Genomic DNA, 16,082 nt, shown 5'->3' with positions numbered 1-16,082 from the left:
CCCTTCCTGACGGTGCTCTACCGCGGCGGGCTGCCGGACGGCGGGGTGCTGCCCGGTCCGCCGGGGGTCTCGGCGCGGCCCTTGCTCGGGTTGATGGTCACGAAGCCGCCCTTGATGGTGCGGTTGCCCGGGCTCGTGCCGGCCGCGGTGCCGGCCGGGCAGTCCGACTCGACGTCGCTGCCGATCGAGACCTCGAAGCCGGCGTCCTCGATGCGGCTGCGGGCGTCGTCGATCGCATCGCACTCGACGTTGGGGATGGACTTCTGGTCGCCGTAGGCGATCTTGCGGTTTTCCGGCTCCTTGAACTGTTCCTTCGGCTTGCCCTTCATGAAGTCGCCGAGGGTCTGGTAGACGGCCGGGTTGACGACGTCGTGCGACATGCGGTCGCGGTGGTCGGGCCAGTCGGGGTTGACCAGGTAACCGGCGACGACCAGGGATGTGGTGCCGGCGATCAGCGCGGCCGTCTTGTCGGCGTCGGTGGTGCCGGTCTTGCCGAACACCGGGTGCTTGACCGTCGACTTGGTCTGGCGAGCCGTGGCGCCGTTGCAGCGACCCATCTGAGCCGAGTCGCCGACCGGGCAGCGGGCCGCGTCGAGGGCCGCCCGGGCCACGTCCTTGCTGGTCGCCCGGATGCAGCGCGGCTTGCCGATGTCGAGCTTGTTGCCGTCCTGCGTGCTGATCTGCTCGATCGGGGTGGGTTCGCAGTACATGCCGTCACCGGCCAGCGTGGCGTACGCGTTCGCCATGTCCAGCGGGGTCGACGCGGACACGCCGAGCGTGAACGCTCCCCACTGGTTGGCGGACGCCGGGTCGTTCGCGTACTTGGCGTCCTGCGGCACGCGGAACTGCACGCCGAACCGCTTGGCCACGGCCACCACGTTCTCGGCGCCGACCTGTTGCTCGAGCGGCACGAAGTACGTGTTGATCGATTTCGCGAAGGCCGAGTGCATGTCGTAGAGGCCCTCACCGCCGCCACCCGAGTTGCTGGGACACCAGAAGTGCGTGCCGGGACAGGCCGAGTCGTTGCTCGAGCTGATGATGTATTCCGACTTGAACCGCTTCTCCGCCTTGATGGGATAGGCGAGCGGGTAGCCCTTCTCGAGCGCGGCGATGATCGTGAAGATCTTGAACACCGAGCCGGCCTGGTAACCGCTGATGTCGCCACCGCCGCTGAGCAGCGGGTTGGTCGTGTTCGGGTAGGTCGCGCGGACGCCCGCCCTCGCCTTCTTCTTGTCCGAGGACAGCGGGTTGGGGTTCGCCGCGTCGGGCAGCTTGTACTTGCGGTTGGCCGCCAGCAGCCGCACCTTGCCGGTGCCCGGCTCGGTCGCGGCGAGCAGCAGGGCGTTCTTGTCGTTGTCCTCGATGCGCTTGTTGATGCGCTTACGGGCGTCGGCCTGGGCCCCGAGGTCGAGCGTCGTGATGATCCGGTAGCCACCGCTCTTGAGGCGTCGCTCCCGGTCGTACGGGGTGGCGCCGAAGGCCTCCTGGCTCATCCACCAGCGGTAGAAGTAGTCGCAGAAGAAGCCCCAGTTGTTGTTGGCGACCGAGACGCAGCCGTTGCCGACCGGCTTGACCTGGCGCGGGATCGCTTCCTTCTTGGCCTTGTCGGCCTCGGCCTGGGTCAGCTTTCCCATCTCGACCATGGCCGGGAGGATGTAGTTGTCCCGGCGCTGCTTGATCAGCTTGTAGCCCTCGGCGCTGGTCGGGTTGAAGCTGGAGGGCGCCTTGACCATGCCGGCGAGCATCGCGGCCTGGCCGGCCGTCAGGTCCTTGGGCTTCTTGTTGAAGTAGACCTGGCTGGCCGCGTAGACCCCGTAGGCCTGGTTGCCGAACGGCGCGATGTTGAGGTAGCGCTCGATGATCTGGTCTTTGCTCAGTTCCTTCTCGACCTGGATCGCGTACTTCATCTCGGTGATCTTGCGCTTCGGCGTGTCCTTGGTGGCGTCGACCACCTCCTGCGGGTTGGTCGCCGAGTAGGCCAGCGACATCCGCACGTACTGCATGGTGATGGTCGAGGCGCCCTGCTTGGACTCCGACTTGCCGCTGTTGCTCACGAACGCGCGGGCGACACCCTTGAGGTCGACGCCGTTGTGGTTGGCGAACTCGCGGTCCTCGGCGGAGATCATCGCGGCGGGCATGTGCTTGGACATGTCCTTGAGCGGGACGTCGCTGCGGAACTCGTCGTAGAACTGCGAGATCTGCGTCTTCTTGTCCGCCGCGTAGATGCGGGTGATCTGCGGGGAGCTGTAGTCCTTGAGCTCACTGGGCAGCTGCGCGAACGTCTCACCGCCGGCCTTGGCGGCCAGGCCGGACATGGCGGCGGCGGGGAAGGCGGCGGCCGCCACGACGACGCCGGCCAGTAAACCGCAGATCAGCAACGACGTCGCGTTGGCGAAGATGTTGTGATCGCGTCTGCGCATCCAGGAGGTCACCTGAGCAGGGTACGCGAAGAGAGCACGCGACCGCCCATCGGAAAGGTCACGCTTCGCCCCGATTCATTGTGCCCCGCGTGGTCAGATCTTGGGGAGTTTTGCCGGTACCCCGCCGATGCCGCACCGAAGCTGATGCCATGGGCCCCGTGGCATTCGCCCGGAACAACCGAGCTGTACGTATTTCAGGTACAACGTTGCGTAATCGCCCGACTACAGAGCATGATGGTCCGGCGAGCTTGTCGCACGACGTCTGCGCCGCTTGGGGACTGAACTCAGCTGAGGGGCATGAGCAACGCGGGCGTCGAGGGGGGTAACGCAAGGGGGGACGTTTACACATGGGGATGATCAGCGACTGGCCCAGCATGGCGGCGTGTCAGAGTGGCGACCCTGACGCGCTTTTCGTGCAGGGCGCCGAGCAGAACGTGGCGAAGAGGATCTGCCGCAGCTGCCCGGTCCGCTACGAGTGCCTCGCCGATGCCCTGGACAACAGGATCGAATTCGGCGTCTGGGGAGGCATGACCGAGCGGGAGAGGCGCGCGCTGCTGCGCCGCCACCCGCACGTGGCGAGTTGGCGCAAGATGTTCGAGGCCGCGATGCGGGACAAGGGCGCCGACAAGGTGCTCGTCCCCACCCGCTGACGGCGGCGGTCACGCCAGGAGCGCACCGATCGTCCGCAGCCCGTCGACGTCGTGAACGTCGGCGGGCTGCGCCGTGACCGAGACCGTGGGCACCGCCGGGAAGGCGTCGGTGAACTTCGCCGCGACCCGCTCCTCGCGCTCGGTCTGGCTGACCAGGTTGGCGTGGATGAGCAGCGCGTCGGCGGTCAGCGGGTGGTCACCGGCGGCGGTCAGCGCCTCGGCCGCGGCGAGCGAGGCCTCGGCCGAGAGGCCCGGCGCCGCGGACCGGTGCATGCGGTTGAGCACCAGACCGGCGAGCGGCATCCGCTCGGCGACCAGGCGCTCGGCGAAATAGGCGGCCTCGCGTACGGCGTCCCGCTCGGGCGCGGCCACCAACAGGAACGCGGTCTGCGGGTCCTGCAGGATCCGGTACGTCTGGTCGGCCCGCTGCCGGAAGCCGCCGAACATCGAGTCCAGCGCGGCCACGAAACCCGATAGATCGGTCAGCAGCTGGGCGCCCAGGACCTTCTGCACGGTCCGCGAGAACAATCCGAACGACGCTGTGACCAGGCTGAACATGCTGCGGCCACCGCGCGCCGGAGCGAGCAACATGCGCAGCATGCGACCGTCGAGGAACCGGGACAGCCGGGCCGGAGCGTCGAGGAAGTCGAGAGCGGACCGCGACGGCGGCGTGTCGACCACGATGAGGTCCCACTCGTCGGTGGCCCGCAGCTGGCCCAGCTTCTCCATCGCCATGTACTCCTGCGTGCCGGCGAAGGTCGAGCTCATGGCCTGATAGAACGGGTTCGCGAAGATCTCGGTGGCCCGCTGCGGCGTGGTGTGCTGCTGCACCACCTCGTCGAAGGTCCGCTTCATGTCGAGCATCATGGCGTGCAGCTCGCCGCCGCTGTCGCCGTCGATGCCCTTGACCTGGCGCGGGGTGTTGTCGAGCTCGCTGAGACCCATCGACTGGGCCAGGCGGCGGGCCGGGTCGATGGTGAGCACCACGGTGCGCCGCCCGTGCACCTCGGCCGCCCGCAGGCCGAGCGCCGCCGCGGTCGTCGTCTTGCCGACCCCGCCGGCGCCGCAGCACACGACGATCCGGGTGGACGGGTCGGCGAGCAGACCATCGACGTCGAGTCGTGCCGAGCTGTCGAATTCGGCACTCGCTTCAAATTCGGCGCTCACGTCAGCCACTACTCAAGGGTAGTCCGAAGTTGATCCGACGCACGGCGACTGTGGCCGGTCACGCACTCATCAGCACCTCGGCCAGCTCGTCGAGCCCGGCCTGATCGACCCCGCGGGGCAGCAGCGGCAGCTCGACCAGGGGGCGGCCGGTCTCGGTCAGCTCGGTGCGCAGCGACTCCTCCAGCTCCCGGCGGGTGAGGTGGTCGCGCACCTCGGTGGCCAGCCCGTTCACGGTGGCCGCGTCGGTGGCCAGCCCGGCCTCGGCCAGACCCCGCTTGAGCTCGGCCTTGGTCACCTTGCCGCCGGTCACCAGCGCGGGGCGGGTGGCGTTGAGCACGATCCGGCCGACCGGGATGTGCAGCGCGCTGAGCTCGGCGATCGCGTCGAGCGTCTCCTGCACCGGCATCTCCTCGAGCAGGGTGACGACGTGCACCGACGTGATCGGCGAGCGCAGCAGGGAGGCGACCCCGTCGCTCTGGGTCTTGATCGGGCCGACCTTGGCCAGCTTGGCGGTCTCGGCGGTGACGTTGAGGAAGCGACCGATGCGGCCGGTCGGCGGGGCGTCGAGCACCACGGCGTCGTACGCCCGGCGCCCGTCCTGGGAACGGGTGGTCGCCTCCTTGACCTTGCCGGTGAGCAGGACGTCGCGCAGCCCGGGGGCGATCGTGGTGGCGAAGTCGATGGCGCCGACCTTGCGCAGCGCCCGGCCGGCCGCGCCGAGGTGGTAGAACATGTCGAGGTATTCGAGGAGGGCCTCCTCGGGGTCGACCGCGAGCGCGCGCACCTCACCGCCGCCGGCCACCTTGGCGATGCGCAGCTCCTGGTAGGGCAGCGGCTCGGTCTCGAAGAGCTGGGCGATGCCCTGCCGGCCCTCGACCTCGACCAGCAACGTGCGCTTGCCCCCGGCGGCCAGGCCCAGAGCCAGAGCCGCGGCGACGCTGGTCTTGCCGGTGCCACCCTTGCCGGTCACCACATGCAGTCGTGCCGGCCATCTGCTGACGTGCTCGCCCATGGCCTCAACGGTACGGCGACCGGTCAGCCGGTCACCTCGCAGACCAGCCATCCGGTCTTGCGGATCACGGTGAACTCGAGAGCCTGCGACGACGTCTTCTCGTCGGCGGTGGACAGGGTGAGCTCGACCGTGACCAGGGCGCGGTCCTCGGAGGCGTCGGAGACCTGGGGATCGGCCCAGCGGAAGACCGGGTCGGTGTAGCCGGCGGCGTACGCCTTGATGTCGGTGACCCGGTCCGAGATCTTCGTCTCGTCCCGGGCCTCGCGGCAGACCAGGTCGTCGGCCGCGGTGGCGTCCTGCTCGGTGTAGACGGCGGTGAGGAAGCGGTCGACCGCCGTGGCCGGGTCGGGCGAGCCGGGGTTGTCGGCGTCCCGTAGCAGGAAATAGGCCGAGACGGCGCCCCCGCCACAGAGGAAGAGGGTGCCGGCCAGCGCCAGCGAGACCCAGAGCGCGCCCCGGCGGCGCGGAGCGGCCTCGGCCGGCAGCTGGTAGGGCTGCGGCCCGCCGGACCAGATCGGCTCGGGCGCCGGAGTCTCGGCCGGGATCGAATGCTGCCAGGCCAGATGCTCGGGCGGCGTGGTCTGCCACTCGCCGGGCGCCTCGTGCTGGGCGTGCCAGGGCGAGGTGGCCGGAGCCGGCTGCCAGCCGCTCGGCTCGGTCGGGATCACCTGGGTGCTGTCCGGGCCGCCGGACGAGAGGTCCTCGGCGCCGGGTGACGGGCTCTCGTCGGCGAAGGCTCCGGGCGGCGGGTAGGGGGCGTCGTCCGGCGCGGGGCCGGCGTCGATGAAGTCGCCCACCGGCCTGGGCTCGGGAGCGGAGCTCGGTGCGGGCTCAGCGAAGCTCGGCGTCTGCTCAGCGAAGCTCGGTGTCTGCTCAGCGGAGCTCGGTGTCTGCTCAGCGGAGCTCGGTGTCTGCTCAGCGAAGCTCGGTGTCTGCTCAGCGGAGCTCGGTGCGGGAGGCGGCCACTCGTGGGGCAGCTCGAGCGGGGGACGACCCGGCTCACCGCCCTGCGGGTGCGTCATGTCGCCCTCCGTGTTCTCCCGGTGATCGTCCGCTCCGCGGCTCGCTCAGCCTAGCCAAGGCGGCCTCGTCGCGGGCCCTAAGCTGATCGAGGTTCCGACGATTAGGGAGTAGGCAGCGATGCAGAAGTGGGAGTACGTGACCGTGCCCCTGCTGGTCCACGCGACCAAGCAGATCCTCGACAACTGGGGCGAGGACGGCTGGGAGCTCGTCCAGGTGGTGCCCGGCCCGAACGCCGAGCAGTTGGTCGCTTATCTGAAGCGGCCCAAATCATGACGACGCCGATCAGTGGCGAGGGTGGCGTCGACGCGTACGCGCGGCTGGCCGAGCTGGGCCTGACGCTGCCCAAGGTCGTGCCGCCGCTGGCGTCGTACGTCCCGGCCGTGCAGACCGGCAACTACGTGTACGTCTCCGGTCAGCTGCCGCTCGTCGAGGGCAAGCTGCCGCAGATCGGCAAGGTCGGCGCCGAGGTCACCGCCGAGCAGGGCACCGAGCTGGCCCGGCTGTGCGGGCTGAACGCCCTCGCGGCGATCGAGTCGCTGATCGGCCTGGGCAGGGTCGTGAAGATCGTCAAGCTGACCGGCTTCGTGGCGTCGGCTCCGGGCTTCACCGCCCAGCCCGCGGTGATCAACGGGGCGTCCAACCTTTTCGGTGACGTCTTCGGCGAGCAGGGCCGGCACGCCCGCAGCGCCGTCGGCGTGTCCGAGCTGCCCCTGAACGCGCCGGTCGAGGTCGAGGTCATCGTCGAGGTGGCGTGAGCCCCCAGCCTGATCGTCCGTTCCGGTTGCAATGCGTGACCTGAGCGGACACTGAGATCGCACATCCGGTCCTCTTGTTCAACCCCATGCGCGACGTAGGATTTCGCGCATGGGGGGTGCTGCGCCCGAGGGGCTGCCGGGCTGGGTGACGCTGCTGCGTGCGCCCAACCCGGGCCCGATGACGCTGGACGGCACCAACACCTGGGTCCTGCGGGCGCCCGGTGACCCGTACGGGGTCGTCGTCGATCCCGGCCCGCTCGACGAGGGCCACCTGCGCCGGATCGCCGACCACGGTCCGTACGAGATGGTGCTGATTACCCACGGTCATCATGATCACGTCGAGGGCGCCGCGCGCCTGTCCGAGATCCTCGGCGGCACCCCGGTGCTCGCCGCCGACCCGGCGCACCGCATCGGCAGCGCGGCTCCGCTGACGTCGCTGAGCGTCGGCCGGCTCACGATCACGACCGTCGACACACCCGGACACACCTCCGATTCGGTGTGTTTCCTGGTCACCGACGGGGACTCGCGGGCGATGCTCACCGGCGACACCATCCTCGGTCGCGGGACGACGGTCGTTGCCCATCCGGACGGCGACCTGCGTGCCTATTTGGGCAGCCTCGAGCTTCTCCGGGCCTACGAGCAGGTTCCGATGCTGCCCGGGCACGGTCCCGCACGTCCGGACGTGTCGGCTCTCGCGCGGGACTACCTCGACCATCGCCGTGAGCGGTTGGCGCAGGTGGAGGCCGCGCTGGCGGCCGGCGCGCGCACGGCCGAAGAGGTCGTCGCCATCGTCTATCCCGACATCGATCCGGCCGTGCGATTCGCGGCCGTCTGGTCGGCCGCCGCGCAACTGGATTACCTGAATCACACAATCGGGGAATCAGGAACACCCGCAGGCAGGTTGGATCCGCTGTGACCTGTCCTGTGTGTGGAACCGTCGCCGTGCCGGGCGCCCGCTTCTGCCACAACTGCGGCGCGGCCCTTCCGGCCGCCGCGACCCTGCCGGCGGCCGAGCGGCGCATCGTCACCGTGCTCTTCGGTGACCTGTCCGACTTCACCTCCTGGTCGGAGGACCTCGACCCCGAACGGGTCGGAGCGGTCACCGACCGCGTGCTGGCCGCGCTGGCCGGTGCGGTCAAGACCTTCGGCGGTCACGTCGACAAGCTGACCGGTGACGGCATCATGGCGGTCTTCGGCGCCCCGGTGGCCCACGAGGACGACGCCGAGCGGGCCGTCCGGGCCGCGCTGAGCATGCAGCGGGCCGTCCGCCGGGTCCTCGACGACGAACGCGGCGGCGGAGCCCCGCTCGGCCTGCGCGTGGGTCTCAACACGGGCGAGGTGGTCGCCGGCATCCAGGCCGCGATCGAGTACACCGTCATCGGCGACACCGTGAACACGGCCGCCCGGCTGGCCGACGCGGCCGCGGTCGGCGCCGTCTACGCGGGCTCGCGCACCAGCGGTGGCACCCGGCACGTGGCCTCCTGGCGTCAGCTGCGCCCGCTGCGGCTCAAGGGCAAGCGCGAGCCGGTGCCGGCATTCGAGCTGCTCGGCCTGCACGACGCGCCGGGTACCCGTTCCGGCCTGGGCGACGAGGCGCCCTTCGTGGGCCGCGAGACCGAGCTGGGCCGGGTGGCCGGCAGGCTGGCCGAGGCCATCGACTCGGGCACGCCGCGGGTGATGGTGATGACCGCCGAGGCCGGTATCGGCAAGTCCCGGTTCGCGGGTGAGGTCAAGCGGCTCGCCGCCGGCTACGACGTGGGGAACGGGCGGTACCCGGCCCACACCGGCGCCCGGGTGCTGCGGGTCCGCTGCCGCGCGTTCGGCGAGCGCCGCCGGTTCGCGCCGCTGGCCGATCTCGTCCGCAAGGCGGTCGGCCTGCCCAAGGACGTCGTCTCCACGGTCGGCCGCTCGGTGGTCGAGGAACGGCTGCGCAAGCTGGCCAACCGGCTCGGCCACGACGGCGAGCCGGCCGTCATCGACATCGACCGTCTGCTGGCGCTTCTGGGCTACGGCGAGGCGCCGGCCAACCCGGTGGGCCCGGCGGCCGACGCCGACTGGCAGCCCGCCACCAAGCGGGCCGACGCCGAGGCGATCTCCGCCGCCGTGGCCGAGCTGCTCAGCGCGCTGGCCGCCGAGGCGCCGCTGGTGGTCATCGTGGACGACCTGCACGACGCCACCGCGTCGACCGTGGACGCGCTCGGGCGGACGCTCTCGCTGCTCGACGGCCCGGTGGTCGTGCTGCTGCTCGGGCGGCCCGAGCTGGTGCGCACGGCCGGCGCCCTGACCCGGCTGGCCGATGCCGAGGTGCACACGCTGCCGCCACTGCGCGGCGCGGACGCCTCCCGTCTGCTCACCTCCTATCTGAACGGCGGCAAGCTGCCGCAGCCCGACACCGACCGGCTGCTGGCCACCGCGCAGGGCAATCCCTTCTATCTGGCCGAGATGGTCACGCTGCTCATGGAGCGGGGCGCGCTGACCCCGGCGGTGGGCGCCAACGCGGCCGGCAAGTGGCAGCTGGCCGACGGCTCGCTCGGCCGCCAGCTGCTCTCCCGTGACCTGGCCGCGGTGCTCGCGGCCCGGATCGACGCGCTGCCGCCCGAGCCTCGCTCGGTGCTGCGGGACGCGGCCGTCGCGGGTGACCGGGTGCCGGCCGGCGTGATCGAAGCGCTCCGCGAGCGCCGGGCGTCGAGCGACGCCCGGCCCGGAGCGGTGGCCGCGGTCGAGCTCGAACGCTCGATCGACGAGCTGCTCCAGCGCCGCATGCTGCACCGTTCGCGGGGCGGTTACGCCTTCGCGACGCCGCTGATGCGCGAGGCGGCGTACTCCGGCATCGGCAAGGCCGACCTGGCCGAGCGGCACGCCTACCTGGTCAAGTGGGCCGCGCCGGAAAATCTGGAGCGGGTCGGCTACGACAGCGCGGTCCGGCTCAACCTGACCGACAATGAGCGCGACGCCTTCGTCGCCACCCACGCCGAGTGCGCGGTGGAGCTGGCCGACGCGGTGCGGCTGCGGCCCGAGGCCACGGTCCGCGAGGTCGCGCCGCTCGGCGTCAGCGCGCTCAGCCGGCTGGCCCGTCGCGCGCTGGCCAACATCGAACCGGCCGCCTCGATCGAGTACGCCGAGCGGGCCGCCGCGCTGACCCCCGAGGGCCTGCCGCTGCCCGACCAGCTGGTGCACGCCCGTGCGCTGCTGCGCCTGGGCCGGGCCGAGGAGGCGCTGGCCCAGGGCGAGCGGATCGCCAAGAACGCCGCCGACGAGCCGGTCAACAAGGCCGAGGCGCTGCTCGTGGTCGGCCGGGCGCACGAGGCGCTGGGCGACAGCGGCCACGCGGTCGCCGCCTGGCAGGAGGCGCTCGAGGTCGCGACCGAGGCCGAGCTGCTGCCGGAGCGCGCGAACGCGATGCGCCGCCTGGGCATGGCCGACTTCCTGACCGGCCGGCTCAGCCAGGCCAGCAGCCGGTTCGCGGCGGCCTACCAGGTGACGCTGGCCGCCGGCGACCGGCACGGGCAGGCCTGGGCGCTGCAGAACCTGGCCTGGGTGACCACCACCCGGGGCGACTTCGCGGGCACCGACGCGGTGCTCGGCCGGGCGGCCCGTCTCTTCGCCGAGCTGGGCGACCCGGTGGGCCGGTCGTGGCTGCGCGGCACCACGGCCTTCGCCCGGCTGCTCTCCGGCCGGCTGCAGGAGTCCCGCCGGCTGGCCCGGATCTTTTTGCCCTTCGGCGACCGGGTGGGCGAGGCCTGGGCCGTCGGCACGCTGCGGGCGGTCGAGGCGTACGCGGCCTCGGAGCTGGGCGAGCTGGCCGAGGCCGACGGCGAGGCGCGCCGGGCCTACCGCGACTTCAACGCCGTCGGCGACGACTGGGGACGGGGTCTGGCGCTCGTCGTGCGCGGCGCCATCGCCCGCGGCCTGGGCGAGCTGGACCACTCGTACGACCTGCTCACCGACGCCCTGGCCTACGCCGACCGCACCGGGCACCCGCTGCTGCTGGGGATGGCCGGCACGGTGCGGGGCTTCGTCTCGCTCAACCGCGGTGACCTGCCCGGGGCCGAGGCCGACGCGCGCCGGGTGATGTCGGCCGTCGAGCCGCACAACCCGATGGCGCCGGCCCAGGTCGGCCCGCGGGTGCTGCTGGCCGAGGCGCGGCTGCGGACGGGTGACGCGACGACCGCGATGGGCCTGCTCGCGCCGATCGCCACCGACACCGGGGTGCCGTCGCTGCTCTTCTCGCGGCGGCACGCCCTGGCCTCGTACGCCGCCGCCCTGCTGGCCGACGGCCGGGTCGACGCCGCCCTGACCTGGATCGAGCGCGCCCGTCAGGTCAAGGCCGAGGACGTCCGCAGCGGGGTGCTGGCCGCGATGGTCTACGCCCGGGTGCTGGCGGCGGCCGACCGGTGCGAGGACGCGCGATCGGCTTCCGAGGAGGCCGTGCTGCTGGCGTACTCGACCGAGCAGGTCAGCGAACGGACGGCCGCCGAGGAGCTGCGGGCCGCGCTCGCGAGCACCGGGGTGGGACCGGCTCCCACGGCTTCTGTCGCCTACGCGTCCGACGTGCCCGGATGATCGCCCGGGCCGCTGGCGTATTTTCAACTTCATGACCGAGACACCGCGCGGAGCCCTGCCCGCTCCGTACGTGCCTGGAATGTCCGGTTTAACCGTGATGGCGCGAGGTGGGTATGCCACCGTCTACAGCGCCGTGCAGGATTCGGTCGGTCGCGAGGTCGCCATCAAGGTGGAAAATCGCCGCCTGGAGAGTGACCGTGACCAGGCCCGCTTCCTGCGTGAGGCGCGCGCGGCCGGGCGCATGTCGTCGCATCCGCACGTGGTCGACCTCTTCGACGTCGGTGTGACGATCGACCAGCACCCCTACCTGATCATGGAGTTGTGCGACGGGTCGTATCTCGACCGCATGCGCCGCAGTCCGCTCGGCGCGGCCGAGACCCGCGACCTGGGTGTCAAGATCGCCGACGCGCTGGTGCACTCGCACGCCAACGGTGTGCTGCACCGCGACGTGAAGCCCGCCAACATCCTGTATTCGCAGTTCAACTCGGCCGTGCTGGCCGACTTCGGGCTGGCCGTGCTGGGCGAGATGCGCGACTCCTCGGTGACCCTCGAGGTGCTCACCCCGGCGTACGCCCCGCCCGAGATGTTCCGGCACGACGAGCCCAGCGGCGCCGTCGACGTCTACTCGCTGTGTGCCACGCTCTATGCCGTCATGCGCGGGCGCCCGCCGCGCTGGGACGGCGACCGCAGCCCCAGCCTGCTGACCCTGATGGACCTGTTCAACCAGCCGATCCCCGACCTGCCGGGCGTGCCCGCGGGTCTGGTCCAGGTGCTGCGGTACGGCATGGCCAACGACCCGGAGGCCCGGCCGACCGCCCAGCAACTGCGTGAGATGCTCACCGCGGTGCAGCTCAACCCGCCGCATCAGGTGCCGCCGCCGCGGTACGCGCCCGGCGACGACACCCCGACCGTCAGCAACCCCCGGCCGCCCAAAAAGAAGTGGTTCGGCCTACTCGGGAGCGAGAACCGCTAGCAGTTCACCGGTGTCCACCTCGGCGCCCGGGTGCACCGGCAGCGAGGCGACCACCCCGGCGCTCGGCGCGTGCACCGGGTGTTCCAGCTTCATCGCTTCCAGGGTCAGCAGCAGCTCCCCGGCCCGCACCCGCTGACCCGGGACGACCAGCACCCGGCGTACGGCTCCGGGCAGCGGCGCGATCAGCGAGCCCTCGACCGCGTCGGGAGCGGGCAGCGGGAACCGGGACAGCGCGCGCAGCGCCACCGACCCCTCCGGGCTGTCCACGTACGAGACCTCGCCGACCCGGTGCACGTTGAAGGTCAGCCGGATGCCGTTGACGTCGAGCACCACCCGCTCGTCGCCCGCGTGCACGACCACCGTCTCGGGGTAGTCGGCCGACACCGGCGCCTGACCCAGCCCGGCCAGGTCGAGCTCCTCCGGGTCGACCGTGCGCACCCACCAGCCGGCCAGCTCGCCGTGCCGGTTCATGCGGTAGCCGACCTCGACCGGACCGGCCGGCCCGTCGTAGACCGCGGTCTGCGAGCCGGACGGCACGTTGCGCCAGCCCGACGGCAGCGAACCGAGCACCATCGCGGCGGCCCGGCGGGCGGCCGCCCCGGCCAGGGCGGCGGCCAGGCACGAGAGGCGGACGGCGTCGACCGCCGACAGCAGCGGCGCGAACACCTCGGGCCGCCGATCCAGGAAACCGGTGTCCACGTCGCCGGTGCGGAAGGCGTGGTGGCGCAGGGCCCGCACCAGCAGGTCCCGGTTCGTGGCCACGCCGTGCAGCTGGGTGCGGGTCAGCGCCGAGGCGAGCATGCGGGCCGCCTCCTGCCGGGTGGGCGCCCAGGCGACCAGCTTGGCCAGCGTGGAGTCCTGGTGCGCGCCGATCACCGAGCCGTCCTCGACCCCGGAGTCGAGCCGCAGGCCGGGGGCGGGCAGCGGGCGGAAGCGGCCGGCCACATCGGGCACGGCGAACCGGTGCACCGTGCCGGTGACCGGCAGCCAGGCGTACGCGGGGTCCTCGGCGCACAGGCGCACCTCGATCGCGTGGCCGCGGATCGGCGGCGGGCCGGGCATCGGCAGGCTGCCGCCCTCGGAGATGAGCAACTGCAGGCGTACGAGGTCGTAGCCCGACACGCACTCGGTGACCGCGTGCTCGGCCTGCAGCGTCGGCGTGAGTTCGAGGAACCAGAAGTCGCCGTTCGCGTCGAGCAGGAACTCGACCGCACCGGCGCCCACATAGCCGAGCGCCCGGACCGTGACGATGGCCGCCCGGCAGAGCTCCTCGCGCAGCCCGGGGTCGACGGCGGGGGACGGGGTCTCCTCGACGATCTTCTGATAGCGGCGCTGGATCGAGCACTCGCGCTCGCCGAACGGGATCACGGCCCCGTGCTCGTCAGCGATGATCGGCACTTCGATGTGGCGCACGTCCTCGACGTACGGCTCGCAGTAGACCTCGCCGCCCACCTCGCGACGGGTCGACGCGAGCGCCTCGACCAGCGTCGCGGCGTCCCGGACGACCCGCAGGCCGACCCCGCCCGACCCGGTGTCCGGCTTGATCAGCACCGGGAAGCCGGGCACCTCGGACGGGTCGCCGAAGCTGGGCAGCACCGGCACCCGGGCCTCGGCCACCAGCGCCTTGGTCTCCCGCTTGCTGCGCAGCACGCCCAGCGTCTTGGCCGGGGCGCCGACCCAGATCAGGCCCGCGTCGGCCACCGCCGCGGCGAAGTCGGGATCCTCGGCCAGCTCGCCGATGCCGGGGTGGATCGCGTTGGCCCCGGAACGCTGGGCGGCCGTGATGATCAGGTCGCCTCGCAGGTACGACGAGCGGGGCGTGTCGCCGTCCAGACGTACGGCATAGTCCGCCTCGCCGACGTGCGGCGCGTCGGAATCGACATCGGCGTAGACGGCGACCGTCTCGATGCCGATCAGGCGGCAGGTGGCGAACACCCGGCGCGCGGTCTCGCCGCGGTCGGCCACCAGAAGCCGTCGGATCACTGGTCCACCTTTCCGGAACGGAACACGCCGACGTGCCCGGCGCCCTCGACAGCCGCGCTGTGCACGGCGGAGAGGCAGAGGCCGAGCACGGTGCGCGTGTCTCGGGGGTCGATGACGCCGTCGTCGTCGCCGTCGGCCTCCGGGCCGTCGGCCGGCCAGCGGAAGGCGAAGCGAGGGTCGCCGGTGCGCCCGGTGTTGAGGGCGAGCAGCGGCACGGTCGAGTGGGCCAGCGCGTCGATCGCGCCGGATCCGAGGACGCCGGTCCCGCCGGGATGGATCAGCAGCAGCGAGGTGTCGGTGGCGTTGGCGAGTTGGATGAAGTGCACCGCCTTCTGGGTGTCGGCCGTGGTCTGCGGGCCGATCGACGCGGCCAGGACCCCGACGGGGTAGCCGTGCAACTCGCCCCAGCCGGCCAGCACGGCCGCGCCGACGGCCGGCTTGAACTCGTCGAAGTCGCTGCCGTCGAGGATGCGGGCGAGCACCTCCCGGGGCTCGATCAGGGCGGGCCGGGCGCTGCCGGCCAGGGCGAGCAGGTCCTCGGCGTCGTACTTGGGCGCCGAGGGCGGGAACGTGCGCGGTGGCGGGCCGCTTTTGCGCCAGTTCAGACGGCGTACGCATTGACGGGCCAGGCGGAGGGCGTCGCGCTCGTCCTCGGCCAGCTGATCGGCCGGCGCGACCACGGCACGGACCTCGGCGCCGTTCGTGCCGCCCCGGGGCAGCAGCTTGGCGTGCCCGCTCACCATGATCGTGTAGTCCGACAGGGCCGGCAGGTAGGCGGCGTCCCCGTTGGTCGGCCCGAAGACCACGCCGATCGCGGGCACCCGCGCGGCCGGCAGGCGGCTCAGGTCGCGGGCGATGCCGCCGCCCGGCGGTGACCCGCCGCCGACGGCCTCGGTGGCCGACTCGACCAGGTTGACCAGGGGCAGGCGGTTGGCCGTGGCGATCCGGACAGCCCGGCGGATCTTCTCGACGGCGTACGGGTTGACCGAGGCGCCCTCGACGGTCGGGTCGGTGGCGATGATCATGCACTCGACCGCCTCGACCACACCGATGCCGGTGACCACGCCGGCGCCGACCGCGAACTCGGTGCCCCAGCCGCAGACCGGGGAGAGCTCCAGGAAGGGCGCGTCCTGGTCGAGCAGCATCTCGATGCGCTCCCGGGGCAGCAGCTTGCCCCGGGCGTGGTGCCGGGTGACGGCCCGCTCGCCGCCGCCGGCCCGGGCCTCCTCGATCGCCGCCTCGAGTCGTTCCAGCCGGTCGAGCGTGGTGTCGCGGCCCTCGTGGTAGCCGGGGGTACGCGTTTCGATGGCGGTGTCGAGCACGGTCACGTCGGCACCCCGATGCGCTGTACGACCCCCACCATGTTCAAAGCCGCGCCCTCTCGTATCCGCCGGTGCCTCTCGACCACCTCCGTAACGAGTGGTCGAGCAGGTGCGACACGGATGCAAATGCGGCTGGTTTGTAGCCTTTTCAGGGGGTATGTACGCTTTGGTGGCGCAGACAGAGCAGGGGCCGCCCCGATGGGACGGCCCCTAA

Annotated in this window: 11 protein-coding genes and 1 pseudogene; 6 read left to right on the top strand and 6 right to left on the bottom strand. The window is 71.9% G+C overall.

The genetic code is table 11. The features are described 5' to 3' along the window. Positions 1–17: 17 nt before the first annotated feature. Complete coding sequence (locus HJC40_RS08325; RefSeq protein WP_249999865.1) at positions 18–2,420, bottom strand: transglycosylase domain-containing protein; 2,403 nt, start codon at positions 2,418–2,420, stop codon at positions 18–20. Positions 2,421–2,767: 347 nt separating this feature from the next. Here HJC40_RS08325 and HJC40_RS08320 point away from each other — a divergent pair, with 347 nt between their 5' ends. Next, entirely contained in the window at positions 2,768–3,070 is a 303-nt protein-coding gene (locus tag HJC40_RS08320) for a WhiB family transcriptional regulator (protein WP_249999862.1), read from the top strand. A 9-nt stretch (positions 3,071–3,079) separates the two neighbouring features. Here the strand turns inward: HJC40_RS08320 and HJC40_RS08315 are convergent, their stop codons facing one another. Genes HJC40_RS08315 through HJC40_RS08305 form a run of 3 tightly spaced genes read right to left on the bottom strand, consistent with a single transcriptional unit; the run spans position 3,080 to position 6,046 of the window. After that, positions 3,080–4,246 (bottom strand): ArsA family ATPase, encoded by a 1,167-nt coding sequence (locus HJC40_RS08315; protein WP_249999859.1) that lies wholly within the window; start codon positions 4,244–4,246, stop codon positions 3,080–3,082. Positions 4,247–4,295: 49 nt separating this feature from the next. Further along, the gene (locus tag HJC40_RS08310) at positions 4,296–5,249 is read right to left on the bottom strand and encodes an ArsA-related P-loop ATPase (RefSeq protein ID WP_249999857.1); all 954 of its coding nucleotides are present in this window, start codon (positions 5,247–5,249) and stop codon (positions 4,296–4,298) included. A 23-nt stretch (positions 5,250–5,272) separates the two neighbouring features. Further along, positions 5,273–6,046 (bottom strand): hypothetical protein, encoded by a 774-nt coding sequence (locus HJC40_RS08305; RefSeq protein ID WP_249999854.1) that lies wholly within the window; start codon positions 6,044–6,046, stop codon positions 5,273–5,275. Between the two features lie 343 nt (positions 6,047–6,389). Between HJC40_RS08305 and HJC40_RS08300 the strand changes: the two genes are divergently transcribed. The 5 genes and pseudogenes from HJC40_RS08300 to HJC40_RS08280 all read left to right on the top strand — a co-directional run. Then, positions 6,390–6,545 (top strand): DUF4177 domain-containing protein, encoded by a 156-nt coding sequence (locus tag HJC40_RS08300; protein WP_249999851.1) that lies wholly within the window; start codon positions 6,390–6,392, stop codon positions 6,543–6,545. Then, positions 6,542–7,027, top strand: a complete 486-nt coding sequence (locus HJC40_RS08295; protein ID WP_249999849.1) for a RidA family protein — start codon at positions 6,542–6,544, stop codon at positions 7,025–7,027. Before HJC40_RS08300 ends, HJC40_RS08295 begins: the two co-directional genes overlap by 4 nt. Before the next feature lie 109 nt (positions 7,028–7,136). Further along, entirely contained in the window at positions 7,137–7,943 is an 807-nt protein-coding gene (locus tag HJC40_RS08290; RefSeq protein WP_249999847.1) for an MBL fold metallo-hydrolase, read from the top strand. Further along, on the top strand, positions 7,940–11,590 hold the full coding sequence (locus HJC40_RS08285; RefSeq protein ID WP_249999844.1) for an adenylate/guanylate cyclase domain-containing protein: 3,651 nt from the start codon (positions 7,940–7,942) through the stop codon (positions 11,588–11,590). The genes HJC40_RS08290 and HJC40_RS08285 overlap by 4 nt, the downstream gene beginning before the upstream one ends. Positions 11,591–11,621: 31 nt before the next feature. Beyond that, a pseudogene (locus HJC40_RS08280) lies at positions 11,622–12,429 on the top strand (serine/threonine-protein kinase); the annotation flags it as partial. 110 nt (positions 12,430–12,539) lie between these two features. Here the strand turns inward: HJC40_RS08280 and HJC40_RS08275 are convergent. Next, a complete protein-coding gene (locus HJC40_RS08275; RefSeq protein ID WP_249999838.1) occupies positions 12,540–14,546 on the bottom strand; it encodes a biotin carboxylase N-terminal domain-containing protein in 2,007 nt (668 codons plus the stop codon). Next, positions 14,543–15,874, bottom strand: coding sequence for a carboxyl transferase domain-containing protein (locus tag HJC40_RS08270; protein ID WP_249999835.1), 1,332 nt, complete (start codon positions 15,872–15,874; stop codon positions 14,543–14,545). Before HJC40_RS08270 ends, HJC40_RS08275 begins: the two co-directional genes overlap by 4 nt. Positions 15,875–16,082: the final 208 nt, after the last annotated feature.

Origin of the sequence: Actinoplanes sp. M2I2 (assembly GCF_023544445.1) — a bacterium.
In the GTDB taxonomy this organism is placed as follows: domain Bacteria; phylum Actinomycetota; class Actinomycetes; order Mycobacteriales; family Micromonosporaceae; genus Actinoplanes.
This window is presented reverse-complemented; position numbering and strand designations above follow the sequence as displayed.

What these genes read in the sequence shown, in the direction of transcription:
- HJC40_RS08310 (WP_249999857.1), bottom strand. Translation starts at nt 5,249, where the DNA reads ATGGGCGAGCACGTCAGCAGATGGCCGGCACGACTGCATGTGGTGACC.
- HJC40_RS08300 (WP_249999851.1), top strand. Translation starts at nt 6,390, where the DNA reads ATGCAGAAGTGGGAGTACGTGACCGTGCCCCTGCTGGTCCACGCGACC.
- HJC40_RS08320 (WP_249999862.1), top strand. Translation starts at nt 2,768, where the DNA reads ATGGGGATGATCAGCGACTGGCCCAGCATGGCGGCGTGTCAGAGTGGC.
- HJC40_RS08295 (WP_249999849.1), top strand. Translation starts at nt 6,542, where the DNA reads ATGACGACGCCGATCAGTGGCGAGGGTGGCGTCGACGCGTACGCGCGG.
- HJC40_RS08325 (WP_249999865.1), bottom strand. Translation starts at nt 2,420, where the DNA reads ATGCGCAGACGCGATCACAACATCTTCGCCAACGCGACGTCGTTGCTG.
- HJC40_RS08290 (WP_249999847.1), top strand. Translation starts at nt 7,137, where the DNA reads ATGGGGGGTGCTGCGCCCGAGGGGCTGCCGGGCTGGGTGACGCTGCTG.